The organism is Flavobacterium shii (assembly GCF_025847235.1).
In the GTDB taxonomy this organism is placed as follows: Bacteria; Bacteroidota; Bacteroidia; order Flavobacteriales; family Flavobacteriaceae; genus Flavobacterium; species Flavobacterium shii.
On record NZ_JAOZEW010000017.1, the window covers coordinates 85167 to 99924 of the forward strand.

The following is a 14758-nucleotide window of genomic DNA, read 5'->3' on the forward strand; positions in this document are numbered from 1 at the left end:
TTTTTATAAGATTATAATCCGTTGAATAAAATTTTATTGATTATTCCCAACGTATAAGATTCTACTAAACTTATATATAAAATAACATGATGAAAAACATATACAAACTGTGTTTAATAGCATTTTTATTGCTTTTGGTTGGATGTAAAATTAATACATCTGAACCTAAAACAAATCTTCTTGGAAAAACGGAATGGTTTGATCCTAATAAACCAGCATCAACTTACTGTAATCCAGTAAATATTGGGTACAATTACACGACCGAAAACCACAACGGCATTCCCGAATCTCGTCGTTCTAGTGCAGATCCGGTTATAATTAATTATAAAGGCGAATATTATTTATTTGCAACAAATCAAGCAGGATTCTTCTGGAGTAAAGATATGTCCGACTGGAAATTTGTTTATGGTAGTTTTCAAAGGCGTCCAGCCGATGATGATCAATGTGCACCTGCTGCTTGGGTTGTAAATGACACTTTGTTTTATGTAGGTTCAACCTGGAAAAAAGACCATCCGGTTTGGAAAACAGCCGATCCGAAATCTGGACGATGGTTGCGACATGTTGACACTGCAATGTTACCAACTTGGGATCCTGCAATTTTTCAGGATGATGATAAAAAAGTGTATATGTATTACGGTTCAAGCGGGAAATTACCTCTAGTAGGAGCCGAAGTAGATTATAAAACATGGTTGCCAAAAGGGAATCAGGAAGATTATAAAAAACTATATGAAGCAACCGAGGTAGAGGATATTCAATATCCATATGGCGAAATGAAAGCAGTTGTGAATCTAGATCCTACAGCACATGGATGGGAACGTTTTGGACCTAATAACGATATGGAACCTGCACCTTGGGGTAATTTTATTGAAGGAGCCTGGATGACCAAACACAATGGAAAATATTATATGCAATATGGAGCTCCGGCAACAGAGTTTAAAGGCTATGCCAATGGTGTTCATGTAGGCGATAATCCGCTAGGACCATTTGTGTATCAAAAACACAACCCGATGTCGTACAAACCAGGAGGTTTTGTAATAGGAGCAGGACACGGAAATACTTTTGCCGATAATTATGGGAATTACTGGAATACCGGAACGTGCAAAATTTCGATAAAAGACCGTTTTGAGCGTCGTATCGATATGTTTCCGGCAGGATTTGATAAAGATGATGTAATGTATTCTATTACATCTTACGGAGATTTTCCAATCGTATTGCCAACAAAACAAAGAGATCAGACTAAAGGAGCTTCTGCAGGCTGGATGTTACTTTCGTATAAAAAACCAGTGACTGTTTCTTCTTCAGAGGAATGTATGGAAGTTCAAACACATAGAGTTGATACTGGTGGAAAAAAAGTATTTGAAAAAATTTGCTATGATGCTAAGAATTTAACCGATGAAGATATTCAGACGTATTGGTCTGCAAAAACAAGTAATTCGGACGAATGGTTGCAACTAGATTTAGGCAGAAAAATGCAAATAAATGCTTTGCAAATAAATTATGCCGATCATAAAGCAACGCAATACAATAAGGCAATGGATATTTATTATCAATATAGAATCTATATGTCTGATGATGCCATAAACTGGACTTTGGTTGTAGATAAATCCAAGAATGATAAAGACGCTCCTCACGATTATGTAGAACTAACAAAAGCAATTAAGGCTCGCTACATAAAAATGGAAAATATTCATAACGCATCAGGATTATTTGCAGTGTCGGATTTCAGAGTCTTTGGAAATGGATTATTAGAAAAACCAAAGTCAGTTTCTGAATTTAAAGTAGAAAGAAATTTCTCAGATTCTCGTAATGCAATGATTCATTGGAAGAAACAATCAGATGCAATTGGTTATACTATTTATTACGGAATTGAACCTGATAAATTGTACAACAGTATAATGGTTTATGATGAAAGTTCATATGACTTTAGAGGTTTAGATAAAGGAACTAAGTATTATTTTACAATTGAAGCTTTTAATGAAAATGGTATTAGTGTGAAAAATGAGATTATCGAAGTGAAATAATTTTTATTTAATCTAGCGAAAAGGTTTGGAAAATCCAGCTGAGTTGTAAAGAATTTTGTTCCTTTGCTTAAAGACCAAAAAAATGCCGAAAACCTGTTTTTTTGGCAAAAAAAGAGAATAAGTAACCTCAAAAAAAATGCTATATAACCAATGAAAAAAACATCTTTATTAACTGTTTTATTTTTAACAGGATTAGTGTCATTTGGACAAACTCCAGATGAGAAAAATATTAAATCAATTTACAAATCAGCTTTAACCAATTCAAAATGTTATACTTGGTTAGAGTATTTATCAAATGATATTGGAAGCCGATTATCAGGCTCTACAAATGCTGCTGAAGCAGTACAATACACAAAAAATCAATTAGAAAGTATTGGGCTGGACAGAGTATATCTTCAAGAAGTAATGGTACCACATTGGGTTCGTGGAGAAAAAGAAACAGCTTATATTTTAGATAATAAAACAAAAACTGTTGTGCCAATTACTGCTTTGGGAGGTTCGATTGCTACACCAAAAACAGGAATTACTGCCGAAGTAATAGAGGTACAAGGGATTAAAGAATTAAATGATCTGGGAGCTAAAGTAAAAGGTAAAATAGTGTTCTTTAACAGACCTATGGATCCTGAAAATGTTGAAACTTTTAAATCATACGGAGGTTGTGTTGACCAAAGATATGCTGGTGCAAAAGAAGCAGCTAAATTTGGTGCAGTAGGAACAATCGTTCGTTCGATGAATTTAAGATTAGATGATTTCCCTCATACAGGAGTTCAAAGTTATGGTGATTTACCAAAATCTGAGTATATACCAACAGCTGCAATTAGTACTAATGGAGCCGAATTATTGAGTAAATCATTAAAACAAAATCCAACTTTAAAATTTTATTTTAAACAATCTTGTGAGCAATTACCAGACGTATTATCTCATAACGTAATTGGAGAAATGAAAGGAACTGAGCATCCAGAAAATATTATGATTGTTGGTGGACACCTTGATTCTTGGGATTTGGCAGATGGTTCTCATGATGATGGAGCTGGTGTAGTACAAAGTATGGAAGTGGTTCGTATCCTTAAAAATCTAGGTTACAAACCTAAAAATACAATTCGTGTTGTCTTATTCATGAATGAGGAAAACGGAGGTAAAGGTGGAGCCATGTACGAAGAAATGGCACAAAAAAATAAAGAAAATCATATTTTTGCTTTAGAGAGCGATTCAGGAGGATTTAGTCCAAGAGGATTCTCTTTTGAAACTGATGATGATAACTTCAAGAAAATAGAAAGCTATAAAGGCTTATTTGAGCCTTATTTAATTCATAGTTTTGTAAAAGGGCACAGTGGTTCGGATATTGGACATTTAACGTCGACTAAGCCGCTTGTTAAAGCTGGTTTAAAACCAGATTCACAACGCTATTTTGATTATCACCATGCTGCAAACGATAAATTTGATGCAATAAACAAAAGAGAATTAGAACTTGGAGCAGCAACAATGGCTTCATTAGTATATCTTATTGATCAAAACGGAATCTTGACAAAATAGTCTCATTATTTATAGATAAAAGCAAAGCCACTTAATTATATAAGTGGTTTTTGCTTTTTATAGACTTCAGACATAGTTTTAACTTTAAAAGTTAATAAAACCATTTAAAACCACGTAAGCGATTTAAGGAAATATAAGTTTTTAAACACTTCTCTTAAATGAACTTATATCAGTTACATAGTTGTTTTAAGCTAAAGAAAATTTCTATAGGTTTGAGAGGTTTTAATAGATGTTGTCTAATCTTAATTATTTACCCCAGTCTATCTTTCGGGAAAAATACATTACGGCTGCAAGAATTAAAAATAACCCTACGCTGCCTACCAATAGCGCATAATTCTCTAATTGGATTATAACATAGATAAAAGTGTACAGTCCTGTGAGTGAAAAGCCAATAAACATTGGGAACTTTCTATTCTTTAAAATCGAAAATGAATAAGCAGTAATAAGCGATACAACGGCTATTCCAGATAAAACATAAGCTTTTGTGAAATTACTGTGCTCAGTTATTGAGATTAAAAGAGTGTAAAACATAATTAACGCCAAACCAATCATGGAATATTGGAAAATATGGATGCTTATTTTACTCATATTCTGGATTAAAAAGAATATCAAAAACGTAAGTCCTATAACCAGAAAACCATATTTAGATGCACGTTCATTTTGTTGGTACTGATCTATCGGAATCACAAAGTCTACTCCAAAGCTATAGGTGTTTAAGTCAGGTAAAATATCAAAGGCTTGTTGTGAAAAGGCTCTGTTGATATGCAAAATTTTCCAATTTGCTGTAAAGCCAGTTTTAGTTATCTTTTTAGTTTTATCATCTGGGAGGAAATTCCCTGTAAAACTTGGTGAAGTCCAATTTGATTTCATGCTTACCTTGGTAGTTTTCCCGATTGGAACTATTTTTATTTGTTCGCTACCGTTATAAGTAATATCAAAATTAAAATTTGAATTAGATCCAAAAAATATTTTTGTCAAATCAACATACCTCGTTTCAAGTGCTTCGGTGTTATCAAGTTTAGTAGAGTTATATACAGGTTCAAAAGTATAGTTTGTACCTCCGAGTTTAATTTTAACCTCATCTTTTATACTTTTTAGATTAGTGGTCTTAATTAAAATTGTTGCTTTATCCCATTGTATATTTTCGTTGGCAATATTCTTAATACCGAAATTAGGTTGCACATAATTACCTTTAAATTTCATATTGGTGGTAAAAACTGCCGCTTCATAATTATTTCGATTAAGAATTTTAGTATTTGTATCCGAATTAATATCTAATTCTTCAGGAAAAAAATAGGCATATTTTGTTGATGCTACTTTTTGCTTCACAGTTTCTTTAGTTTTTTCATTTACAGTCACCGTTTCTTCATAAGATGTATATGGAATTTTTAATATTGGCCCATAGATATATACATCTTGACCCCATTTATCATTAATTTCGGCAATGACCCCATTTTGTCTTGAGGAACGTTCCGAGATTAAACTTTTTACATATTCTAGTGGGATAAGTAAGAATAATGTAAGTAAACCAACCATAATCATTTTGGCTGTGTTTGACTGAAAAATTGAATTTGATTTTGGTGTTTCTTGTGTTTCCATTGTAAAATTATTTAAAGATTTTTATAATAAATTAAGCTTCATTATGATTGTATAGTATAAAAGTGCAATCGGGATATTAGATAATAGAATTAAAATTTTGCAGCCTATATATTCTCTTTGATTTGGTAACTTAATGAAGCTTCCCAGTAAATGAAACAACATTATAACATTAAGAAATAAAGCTGCAACAGTAAAAAGAAACCCGACAATTAGTATGTAAGAGTTGTCTTTTACAAGCACATATAGTGTAAATAAAATAGAGCAGATTATAAAACTCCCAACTGTTAACTCAATTGCAGGTCTGCCCTCAAATGCTTCTTCGGTAATGGTATTTTTCATGGTTTTAAATTTTAAAAGTTTTTTGGATTGATGAAATAGGTGTTAATAACATTTTGGAGAAATCCAGATAATAAAAAGGCATCGCATTTCTTCCTTTTTTATATTGTTTAAAAAAATAACCCAGTCGAGTAGGATAGAAGATAGTTCCCGATAGAATCACCATAAACAAATACAAGCTCTTTTTACGATTACCCAAAAGATAATATTGCATTCCAATTTCTTCTATAACAGTAGTCCCTGTGTTTGTTAAAACATGAATGATATCATGATCTTCTAATTTGGCTTGGATATCAAAATTGTTTCTACGTAGAAAATCGCCTAATCTATATCCCAAACTTTCTTTGGGAAATGTGAGTAATTCGGTTTTGTTAATCTCCCATGGGACATTTTTTTTTATGTATTTCTGATACGGTTTTCGGGACCATTCATACATTTTTTCTATTACTATATCTCTCATATTTAATGCGTTTAGTTTTTTAAAAGTACTTTGTATTTCAAAGTAACGGAGTAAAAAAAAGGCTCACTTCTTCTGTATTAATTTTTCAAGTGCATCTATATGAGATACAAACGCTTTTTTACCTTCTTTGGTAACCCTATAACTTGTGTTGGGTTTTTTGCCGATAAATTGTTTTTGTATTTCGATATAGTTTTCAAGTTCCAATGCCTTAGCATGGCTTGCAAGATTACCATCTGTAACGCCTAGAAGCTCTTTCAGAGTGCTAAAATCAGCCGAATCATTGACCATCAATACAGACATGATTCCAAGTCGAATTCGATGGTCAAAGGCCTTATTTATATTTTGAATGATGCTTTTCAATTTTTAATAGGTATCAATTACGGTTTTTAATAATTTTGAATCTGCGATGTTCGAAGGAGATATTACATTTTCTTCAAGCGGAATATTATTTCCGTATCGTTCTTTTAATTTAGCTTTAACTCTTTCGTCTTTTAGATTAAAATCTTTCAGTTTTTGTAACGGACACAATTCGATACCAGCACCATTTTTATATATCTTCCAAATTAATTCGGAGCAATAAATTTTATCATCAGACCAGGCAAAATAAGAATCGTAATCTTTATTGAGAAAATTTCGACTGTAAATCTCCATTTTTTCAATAGTTGTAGGGGTTAGAGCTGTTGAATCTTTTAATCTCTTTACAATAAACTTTTCGTCTTTTCCTTGCTTAATCCATTCTATAAGAGGAGTTAGTTTTACTGGTTCTACAGCTTCAAAAACCAACTGTTTACCATCTATAATATAAACTATTCCACAATGAGAAAATTTGGAGTTGGTAGCAATTTGTATTGCTTCGGCCTGACTGGAAAGAGAGGTTTGGAAAACTAAATCACCTGCCTGAATTTTATCTAATTGTAGGTTTTTTAATTTTGGATCTTCAGTGGTTGTTTTCGAAAATGGGTCGACAGGAAAAAATTGTTTTGTTATATATAATGCACAACAAAAGCTGATTATTAAGGTAACACCGGCAAAAATATATTTTAATTTTTTCATGTTTTTATTTTTTAATGGTAGTGATTAAAAATTATTTTCTATCGTATTTAAAATACATAATACTTCCGTATAAAATATGGCAAACTCCAAAACCTAATGCCCAAAATTCCAATGCATAACCCGAAAATTCAGTAGCGATTAATCCCAGAATAATTATTGTAATTCCCAGATAACGTACATCTCTCAAAGTATATTTACTTGCATTTACACAAGCCAATCCGTAGAATAGGAGAGTGACAGGAGCAATTAAGCCATAATAAGCATGTCGTAACAAAAGTAAGCCGAAAATCCCACCCGTAATAAGTGGAATCAAAAAATTGATCAACATTCTTTTGGAAGTTGTATTCCATATCTTTTCTCCTTCTTTCTTTGCTTTGTTTACAGTTAATATTGCTGCTGTTGCAATAGAAAAGAATAGTACCAAAAAAGCAGTTAAAACAATTAACTTGAAAGTTTTACTCTCCAGTGTTATATAATAACCTTGGTGACTTTCTATGAGTCCATTGGCGATATGTGCACCAATAAGAGCATATATTCCTGCCATAACACCCGATAAACCACTTAATGAAATAAACTGAGAAGATTTATTCATCATGTTTTTTATCTCACTAATATCCTGTAAATATTTATCTTTCATATAAAGTACTTTGAATTACAAAGTAAATAATTAAAAAAATAGTTACCAAATAAAATGATAACTATTTTTAATAAGCTTGTAAATTATATTCTGAAAATACCTCCTACAGCAATAATTCTTTGTAAAAAGAAAAAGTTCTGAGATGCTTTGTCATCGTTGCTTGTAGTGGTTCTAATATCCTGCATATTGATATATCCACCTTTTAGCTCACCTTGAATATAGAAATATTTGAAGAAGGTAAAGTTAATTCCCGCTTTTGCAGATAATCCATATCCAGAAATGTGAAAATCGTCATGACGTTCTTTTCCTAAAAGAGTTGTGTTTGTTTTAGGATATAAAACTCCGATACCTAAACCTTCAGTTAAGTTAATTTGTACTTTGTCAGTATTTGGTAAACCAAACCATTTCGAAATATCATCATGTCTTGAAACCTCCGTGTTAATATAGTTCAAACCATCTGTATGCTCATACATTAAAAAAGCAGGAGGATTTCCCTGGATAGTACCTTTATCATAACCACCTTCCTGAGCACCATGTAGAGACATGTCTACAGGTGTATTATTATAAACTCCGTTGTAATAAGATCCAGCTTGATCAGCAGGTAAATCAATATATCCAGTAACATTAGCTGTTTGATTTTGGCTCATTACATACTTCATGTGATCCCAACCAATAGAAACACTGTAATGGTCGCTAATAAAATATCCCATTCTAAAGTTAGTCTGAGGAATAGTCATGTTTGCCGGATTTACATAATCAAGATGCCATCCTTTTGGCTTATCGTGAGCAGCCATATTATCAACTGTAAAGTTGTAATCTTTCCCTCTAAAGTTCACATCAGATTTAGTGTAACTATCTCTGTTACCACCCCAGGAAATGAAAAATTTTCCTTTATTATGCGCCGTGTATTTGTCTTGTACTGCTATTTGTTCTTGTGCGAAAGTGTTTATTGAAAAACACAACAAGAAAAATAATAAAAAATTAGTTTTCAATGAAGTAAGTTTAAAAATTAAAATTGATTTATAGTTTTTCTAATGGCAACTAGTTTGGTCATTAAATCCTCAAAATAGTCTAAATGCAACATGTTTGCACCATCACTTTTGGCATTTGCCGGGTCAAAATGAGTTTCGATAAAAATTCCATCAACACCTACAGCGATACCAGCTTTGGCAACGGTTTCGATCATATCAGGTCTTCCACCAGTTACACCCACAGTTTGATTAGGTTGTTGCAATGAATGCGTTACGTCTAGAACAGTCGTTGCGTATTGTTGCATAGTTGGGATTCCTCTGTAATCTACAATCATGTCTTGGTAACCAAACATAGTACCACGATCTGTAACCATTACGTTTTGATTATTACAATCCAATACCTTTTGTACGGCATGTTTCATGCTTTCCGGACTCATAAATTGTCCTTTCTTTAGGTTTACTACTTTTCCAGTATTGGCAGCAGCCACAACAAGATCGGTCTGACGTACTAAGAATGCAGGGATTTGTAAAACATCAACATATTGAGCAGCCAAATCAGCATCTTCATTAGTATGGATATCTGTAACGGTTGGAACATGAAAAGTTTCAGAAACTTTTCTTAATATTTTTAATGCTTTTTCATCACCAATTCCAGAGAAACTATCGATTCTGGAGCGGTTTGCTTTTTTAAATGACCCCTTAAATACATAAGGAATTTGAAGTTTTTCGGTAATACCAATTAATTTTTCAGCAATACGCATCGCCATTTCTTCACCTTCAATAGCGCAAGGGCCTGCTAGTAAGAAGAAATTACCGCTATCTGTATGCTTAATTTGTGGAATATGTTGTATGTTCATAGTTTGAAATTTTTGAAAGTGCAAATGTAGTTATGATTTGCGATTTACAGATTAAGATTTAAGATTTTTTTAAGAAGCTTCTCCCGCTATCCGTTGTAATGTTTTTCTCTAAAACCTTTTTTTCTTGGTCTTTACAGAAACTTCCGCGGGTTGCTCTGTAAATCCCAGAAAAATTGGCTTTCTCAAAAAATGATTTCCACTTTAAATAAAGTTCACAAAACACCATAAAAATAAAGTTAAGTGAGGTAATCGTGGACAATATTAAGTCATTGTAAGAAGCTAATAAATGATATTTATCATGTTATAGCGTATCTGATTGTTTGTGTGGTTTGTAGTTTTTTTTCTTTGGTATCTTAATGAAACTAAGAATTTTTGCTATTATTTGTAGCAACAATGATGGTCTTTCGAAGTTTTATATAAAAGATTCCAAACAAAACTTGTCCAAGGAAAAATAGCGTATTTGTGAAAATATTAATACTTACTACGATTTGAATTCGAGAAATAAAAAAATCAGGATAAAGAGTACTGAAATCAAGGTAGGGATAAAGATTAATTTTTGAAATCAGAACCCCAGGAATAGTCAGTAAAAGTTGGATTGTGAATTTTTTGAAATTTATTTCAGCGGTTATTCTCGAAAGTTTCCAATAAAAAAAGGTTACCACAGACAAAACAATAAATTTAATCAATGCCGCAACAACTCTAGCAAAATCGACAGCGATTAAACCTGAAAGCAGGGATGACAAAAAATCAGAATTTGAATAAAAGATATAATACGGAAATACAATTATAGCTAAAACAAAGAAAATGACAAAGGCAGTTTCTGTTTTTAACATATTGATTAATTGTGTTTTATGATTAGAAACTATTTAAGTTGTCTAAGTTTCTTCTCGTAAATTTTTTTAATAAGATACTGTATAATAATTGTTATTATAAGTAAAATAAAAAAAAATAATGAGAGTGCAACAATTGTTGTAGCTTGGATTTCACAGTTATATTCGTTTTGATTGTGATTTTGGTCAAGATCGTATGAAGCAATAGAAAGTGATAGTCCAGTGAGTACTATTTGTAAAAAAACACTAATTAAAGATATTGCCCATAATTTTAGTTTAATTATTTCTCCGATAGCTTTTACGCCAAATATAATTTGAAAGAGTAGTGGAGAAATAATTAAAATGAAACACGATATTCCGTACATTATTATTATTAGTTTAAATTATTTTTTTGAGTCTTTGTAAACATATCTCTATAGTGAGAATCTTTAATCTCCAAGTCTTTCTTCTATTTTCTAGACTGAACTATTTCTTCAAAGTCAACCCAAGTGGTACCATTAAAATTCCTTTTTCGTAGATGTTAAGATATAAATTGATTGGTTTTTTCTGACCTTCCCATTTCAATTCGTAAACATCTAGAAATCCAGCTCCCATATCGCTTCTTTTGGTTGGGAAAGGGCAGCAGCTTTCTAGTTTTGTATAAGTTATCTTTTCGCCGTTTGGTCCTGCCAGTGCGTTTAAAAATCGTTGTTGATTAATAACTTCATCTTTGGATGTTCTGTAGAATATATTTATAGGATAATCTTTGTCATAACCATATTTTTTGTCTTTACTATGTGCAGTAATTACAAAGGTATTGTCTTTTGTTAAGGTTAGGTTTGGTGCATTATCATCCACATTTTTCAAGGTAGATTTTGTACTCACGCACGACGTAGCAGTAATGAGTAAAACGATAAAAAGAGCTATTTTTTTCATGGTTTTTGGCGGTTTAATGGTACAAATGTAAAAGGTTTTAATAAAATAAGCCACAGATTTAATGAATTAAAATGATTAAAAAAAAATCTGCCCAATTAGCAAGATTGGTAAGTGAAAAATTAATGTAAATCTGTTTAATCCGTGTTTTATTTTGTTTTTACTGAATTCAATTTTAATATACCAACTACAATCAGATATTGTGCCACAAGATAAGTGAGCATAATAAAAAACGAACTTTTATATATTGGTTCATAAAATTTATCCATTGCCAGAATACTATCCGAAAGGACAAAAATAATTGCACCAATGAGGATAAATGAATTAGCGGGTTTCGCCCAAATTAAATAGCCACTAAAAGCAGACAGAAGCATTGTTGAGATAGTTAATGCATAAACAATCACAGGTATTTGTAAATCGCCTAATTTTGGTAATAAGATGTTTAGCATCAGGGCTAAATAAATCAGGATAACTACAAAACCAACATTATAAAGGTTTTTATTTTTTTTGACTTTAGGCTTATCTTGTTTGTTAAATAGAATGATATAAATAACATGAGATATTAAAAATGCCACTAAGCCTAATATAAAATAGATTTCGGCCTTATCGGCAAATAATAAAATTACATCACCAATCCATGAAAATAACAAAGCACCAAGAAGTATTTTTTTTGATGGAAAATTCTCTGAAAAATAAACAGCAAGCCATAAAATCGGAATAAGAAAACCTTTTAAATACCAAGCTATATTTTCAAGATTAAAAAGAAGAATTAAAAGATAGATAATACTAAAACCAACATATATTTTTAAGAATAAAGGACTTTTCATAATTTACTTTTAGGAGTTTACCAGAACTGGTTTTATGGTTTTAAAATCGACTTTTATGAAGTAAATCGCGACTAGTAAAGAAATAATATGATATCCGATAATAACAATATTACCAAAAGGAAAAATAGAATTGAGCCCAAACCAATCTCCAAAATAAAGAATAATTGCCAGAACGGTTGCTAAACGTAAGCTTTCCCACAAAATAGCAAAACGGTTTTTATCCATTAATTCGGTATAACTGTAAATGGTTATGAAAATAAAAAAGCCATAATAAAAAATATTAGGAAAACCAATTTTGGCAATATTACTAAACAAGTAGCTTACAAATAATAGTGTTATCATAACTTGGGTTATCGACCAATAAACAAGTTTGTTAGAATTATCGGTTCCATATTTAGTATAATTATATACATCGGTAATTTTATTTACAGGATATTTTTCTTCAAAATTTTCGGGACGCCAACCTGTTGGTTTAAACCATATTGTAAATTTGTCTTTCCAGTTTTCGGCCCTCCACGCATCGCTAATCAATAGCGCTAAATGCTGGAAATTGATTCGGATAGGATTCCATGTATTTGCCGGCCTTGTTATTCCAAAAACAGGGGGAACAGATTCTAGTTCTTCTTGGAAAGTACCGAAAAGTTTGTCCCAAAATATAAAAATCTGTGAATGATTTTTGTCTAAATATTCAGGATTTATAGCATGATGAACCCTGTGATGAGAAGGTGTTACGAGAATATATTCCAGAACGCCCATTTTTTTTATATACTTGGTATGATACCAAAATTGCAAAAATAAATGAATGGGTAATGTAATAGCAATAACTGTTGCGGGAATACCAAACAAAGCAGCTGGAATAAGTAAAAAAGTAAACAAATTCACAAAACTTGCTATAGGTTGCCTCAGTGCGCATGCAAGATTAAATTCTTCACTACTATGATGAATAGCATGTTTATTCCAAAGAAAATTAATTTGATGCGTTAAGCGATGACTCCAATAACCATAAAAGTCGATTACAAAAAAGCCAACAAGATAGGTAAGGAAGGTAGTTTCTATGTGATAAATAGCAATTTTGGAAACAAGCCATTCGTAGGAAATAAAAGTAATGGTAAGTCCAAGGACATCTTTTACCGAATTCGTAATTCCCGAACTTATACTAGATACACTATCAATAAGAGGAACGTGATCTTGTTTTTTATATATGCCATAAGATTTTTCGATTATGATTAATAATAAAAAAACTGGCATTGCAATAATTAGTATTTTACCGTATTCTTCCATAAAAAAAATTGTGTAATTTATTCAAATATAGAATAAATTACACAATTTTTTAAATTATTGATAATTAAATTAAACGATTTCTGCACTTAAACCAGCTTCTAAAAGTTGGGTACATTGGGGTTTTAATTTATCCATAGGACCTGTTTTTACAGTACATTTTCCGTTATAATGTACAATCAGCGAGCATTGTTCTGCTTGTTCAGGTGTGTGATTACATACGCGGATCAAAGTCTCTATTACATGATCAAAAGTATTCACATCATCATTATATACAATGATTTCGTTGTTAAAAGATATTGTCTCTTTTTCCCGAACTTTTTCTCTTACTTTCTCTTTAGTACTCATCTTTTTTAGTTTTTTGTACTGTTGTAATTACTAATTTTTTTGTCACAGTTTTGCACATTTTAAAAAGCTAAAATCGGTACAAATCTGTTTGGCTCGCAATTTATTGAGCCATTAAATAGTCAGATAATTGACTATCTAATTTACGTATTTTAATGAAACCCAGTTGTTTCTTTGAAATTTTTTAACATATTTTAATCCTTTTTCAGTGCAAGATGCATCGATGTAAGGAATATCTTCTTCATAGAAACCACTTAATAATAAGGTTCCTTTTGGATTCAGACAATCAACATAACTTTGCATGTCGTTCAGCAAAATATTACGGTTGATATTGGCAATAATTAAATCATATTTTTTGCCTGATAATAATGCTGCATCTCCTTCGTAAACGGTAATATGTTTACAATTATTGCGTTCTGCATTTTCTATAGAGTTTAAATAACACCAGTTATCAATATCGATAGCATCAATTGGCTGAGCTCCTTTCATTTCGGCAAGAATAGCTAGAATAGCAGTTCCGCAACCCATATCCAGAGTTTTCATTCCGTTAACGTCCATTTCTAATAAATGCTGAATCATCATGTGTGTTGTTTCGTGATGACCAGTTCCAAAACTCATTTTCGGCTCGATTACAATATCATATTCTGCATCGGTTTTTGGGTGAAATGGAGCACGTACATGACAATTTCCATCTACATCAATAGGTTCAAAGTTTTTCTCCCATTCTTCATTCCAGTTTACTTGTTCGATTTCTTCGAATGTGTAATCAATCTTGAATTCATCTGATTGTAAAATATGAATATCTTCCAAAATAGCTTCATCCCATAAATCCTTTTGCACAAAGGCAGAAATTCCAGTTTCGGTTTCGGTAAAACTCTCAAAAGCTTTCTCTCCCAATTCGGCAATTAGTATTTCAGACCCTAGTTCTTTAGGTTCAATTGTAAAGTGATACCCGATATAAATGTTTGACATATTTATTTTTTTTGCAAAGGTAGCAATCGAAACTTGAAATTGTTTAAAAAAATGAATAACGTTATTGTTTTAAGCATTACTTTAGCTTAAAATTTGTAAGTATTATTCGAATATGAAGGGTCTAATT

General features: G+C 31.6%; 16 protein-coding genes. 2 read left to right on the forward strand and 14 right to left on the reverse strand.

Translation table 11 applies throughout. The features are described from left to right. Window positions 1-86: 86 nt before the first annotated feature. Together OIU83_RS16055 and OIU83_RS16060 are read left to right on the forward strand one after the other, a co-directional pair. The gene (locus tag OIU83_RS16055) at window positions 87-2021 is read left to right on the forward strand and encodes a discoidin domain-containing protein (RefSeq protein ID WP_264207275.1); all 1935 of its coding nucleotides are present in this window, start codon (window positions 87-89) and stop codon (window positions 2019-2021) included. Between the two features lie 150 nt (window positions 2022-2171). Next, window positions 2172-3554, forward strand: a complete 1383-nt coding sequence (locus OIU83_RS16060) for a M20/M25/M40 family metallo-hydrolase (protein WP_264207276.1) — start codon at window positions 2172-2174, stop codon at window positions 3552-3554. Window positions 3555-3800: 246 nt separating this feature from the next. Here OIU83_RS16060 and creD read toward each other — a convergent pair whose 3' ends face one another. From creD to prmA, 14 genes are all read right to left on the reverse strand, one after another. Beyond that, entirely contained in the window at window positions 3801-5153 is a 1353-nt protein-coding gene (gene creD / locus OIU83_RS16065) for a cell envelope integrity protein CreD (RefSeq protein WP_264207277.1), read from the reverse strand. A 21-nt stretch (window positions 5154-5174) separates the two neighbouring features. After that, on the reverse strand, window positions 5175-5492 hold the full coding sequence (locus OIU83_RS16070) for a hypothetical protein (protein WP_264207278.1): 318 nt from the start codon (window positions 5490-5492) through the stop codon (window positions 5175-5177). 4 nt (window positions 5493-5496) lie between these two features. Next, on the reverse strand, window positions 5497-5949 hold the full coding sequence (locus tag OIU83_RS16075) for a hypothetical protein (protein ID WP_264207279.1): 453 nt from the start codon (window positions 5947-5949) through the stop codon (window positions 5497-5499). A gap of 63 nt (window positions 5950-6012) precedes the next feature. Then, the gene (locus tag OIU83_RS16080; RefSeq protein WP_264207280.1) at window positions 6013-6309 is read right to left on the reverse strand and encodes a winged helix-turn-helix domain-containing protein; all 297 of its coding nucleotides are present in this window, start codon (window positions 6307-6309) and stop codon (window positions 6013-6015) included. Between the two features lie 3 nt (window positions 6310-6312). Continuing rightward, window positions 6313-7002: a YiiX family permuted papain-like enzyme gene (locus tag OIU83_RS16085; protein WP_264207281.1), complete on the reverse strand. Its 690-nt coding sequence runs from the start codon at window positions 7000-7002 to the stop codon at window positions 6313-6315. 31 nt (window positions 7003-7033) lie between these two features. After that, window positions 7034-7639 (reverse strand): hypothetical protein, encoded by a 606-nt coding sequence (locus tag OIU83_RS16090; protein WP_264207282.1) that lies wholly within the window; start codon window positions 7637-7639, stop codon window positions 7034-7036. Between the two features lie 83 nt (window positions 7640-7722). Continuing rightward, on the reverse strand, window positions 7723-8631 hold the full coding sequence (locus OIU83_RS16095) for a hypothetical protein (protein ID WP_264207283.1): 909 nt from the start codon (window positions 8629-8631) through the stop codon (window positions 7723-7725). A gap of 17 nt (window positions 8632-8648) precedes the next feature. After that, on the reverse strand, window positions 8649-9467 hold the full coding sequence (kdsA, locus tag OIU83_RS16100) for a 3-deoxy-8-phosphooctulonate synthase (RefSeq protein WP_264207284.1): 819 nt from the start codon (window positions 9465-9467) through the stop codon (window positions 8649-8651). A 362-nt stretch (window positions 9468-9829) separates the two neighbouring features. Next, on the reverse strand, window positions 9830-10300 hold the full coding sequence (locus tag OIU83_RS16105) for a hypothetical protein (protein ID WP_264207285.1): 471 nt from the start codon (window positions 10298-10300) through the stop codon (window positions 9830-9832). Window positions 10301-10762: 462 nt separating this feature from the next. Beyond that, complete coding sequence (locus OIU83_RS16110; RefSeq protein ID WP_264207286.1) at window positions 10763-11212, reverse strand: 2-dehydro-3-deoxyphosphooctonate aldolase; 450 nt, start codon at window positions 11210-11212, stop codon at window positions 10763-10765. A 146-nt stretch (window positions 11213-11358) separates the two neighbouring features. Continuing rightward, entirely contained in the window at window positions 11359-12036 is a 678-nt protein-coding gene (locus tag OIU83_RS16115; RefSeq protein ID WP_264207287.1) for a lysoplasmalogenase, read from the reverse strand. A 9-nt stretch (window positions 12037-12045) separates the two neighbouring features. Further along, window positions 12046-13317: a sterol desaturase family protein gene (locus tag OIU83_RS16120; protein ID WP_264207288.1), complete on the reverse strand. Its 1272-nt coding sequence runs from the start codon at window positions 13315-13317 to the stop codon at window positions 12046-12048. 69 nt (window positions 13318-13386) lie between these two features. Next, window positions 13387-13662 (reverse strand): ATP-dependent Clp protease adaptor ClpS, encoded by a 276-nt coding sequence (locus OIU83_RS16125; protein WP_264207289.1) that lies wholly within the window; start codon window positions 13660-13662, stop codon window positions 13387-13389. A 135-nt stretch (window positions 13663-13797) separates the two neighbouring features. Further along, window positions 13798-14631, reverse strand: coding sequence for a 50S ribosomal protein L11 methyltransferase (prmA, locus tag OIU83_RS16130; RefSeq protein WP_264207290.1), 834 nt, complete (start codon window positions 14629-14631; stop codon window positions 13798-13800). Window positions 14632-14758 lie beyond the last annotated feature (127 nt).

Coding starts and splice junctions, on each gene's coding strand:
- OIU83_RS16055 (WP_264207275.1), top strand. CDS start 87: ATGATGAAAAACATATACAAACTGTGTTTAATAGCATTTTTATTGCTT.
- OIU83_RS16060 (WP_264207276.1), top strand. CDS start 2,172: ATGAAAAAAACATCTTTATTAACTGTTTTATTTTTAACAGGATTAGTG.
- creD (WP_264207277.1), bottom strand. CDS start 5,153: ATGGAAACACAAGAAACACCAAAATCAAATTCAATTTTTCAGTCAAAC.
- OIU83_RS16070 (WP_264207278.1), bottom strand. CDS start 5,492: ATGAAAAATACCATTACCGAAGAAGCATTTGAGGGCAGACCTGCAATT.
- OIU83_RS16075 (WP_264207279.1), bottom strand. CDS start 5,949: ATGAGAGATATAGTAATAGAAAAAATGTATGAATGGTCCCGAAAACCG.
- OIU83_RS16085 (WP_264207281.1), bottom strand. CDS start 7,002: ATGAAAAAATTAAAATATATTTTTGCCGGTGTTACCTTAATAATCAGC.
- OIU83_RS16090 (WP_264207282.1), bottom strand. CDS start 7,639: ATGAAAGATAAATATTTACAGGATATTAGTGAGATAAAAAACATGATG.
- kdsA (WP_264207284.1), bottom strand. CDS start 9,467: ATGAACATACAACATATTCCACAAATTAAGCATACAGATAGCGGTAAT.
- OIU83_RS16105 (WP_264207285.1), bottom strand. CDS start 10,300: ATGTTAAAAACAGAAACTGCCTTTGTCATTTTCTTTGTTTTAGCTATA.
- OIU83_RS16110 (WP_264207286.1), bottom strand. CDS start 11,212: ATGAAAAAAATAGCTCTTTTTATCGTTTTACTCATTACTGCTACGTCG.
- OIU83_RS16115 (WP_264207287.1), bottom strand. CDS start 12,036: ATGAAAAGTCCTTTATTCTTAAAAATATATGTTGGTTTTAGTATTATC.
- OIU83_RS16120 (WP_264207288.1), bottom strand. CDS start 13,317: ATGGAAGAATACGGTAAAATACTAATTATTGCAATGCCAGTTTTTTTA.
- OIU83_RS16125 (WP_264207289.1), bottom strand. CDS start 13,662: ATGAGTACTAAAGAGAAAGTAAGAGAAAAAGTTCGGGAAAAAGAGACA.
- prmA (WP_264207290.1), bottom strand. CDS start 14,631: ATGTCAAACATTTATATCGGGTATCACTTTACAATTGAACCTAAAGAA.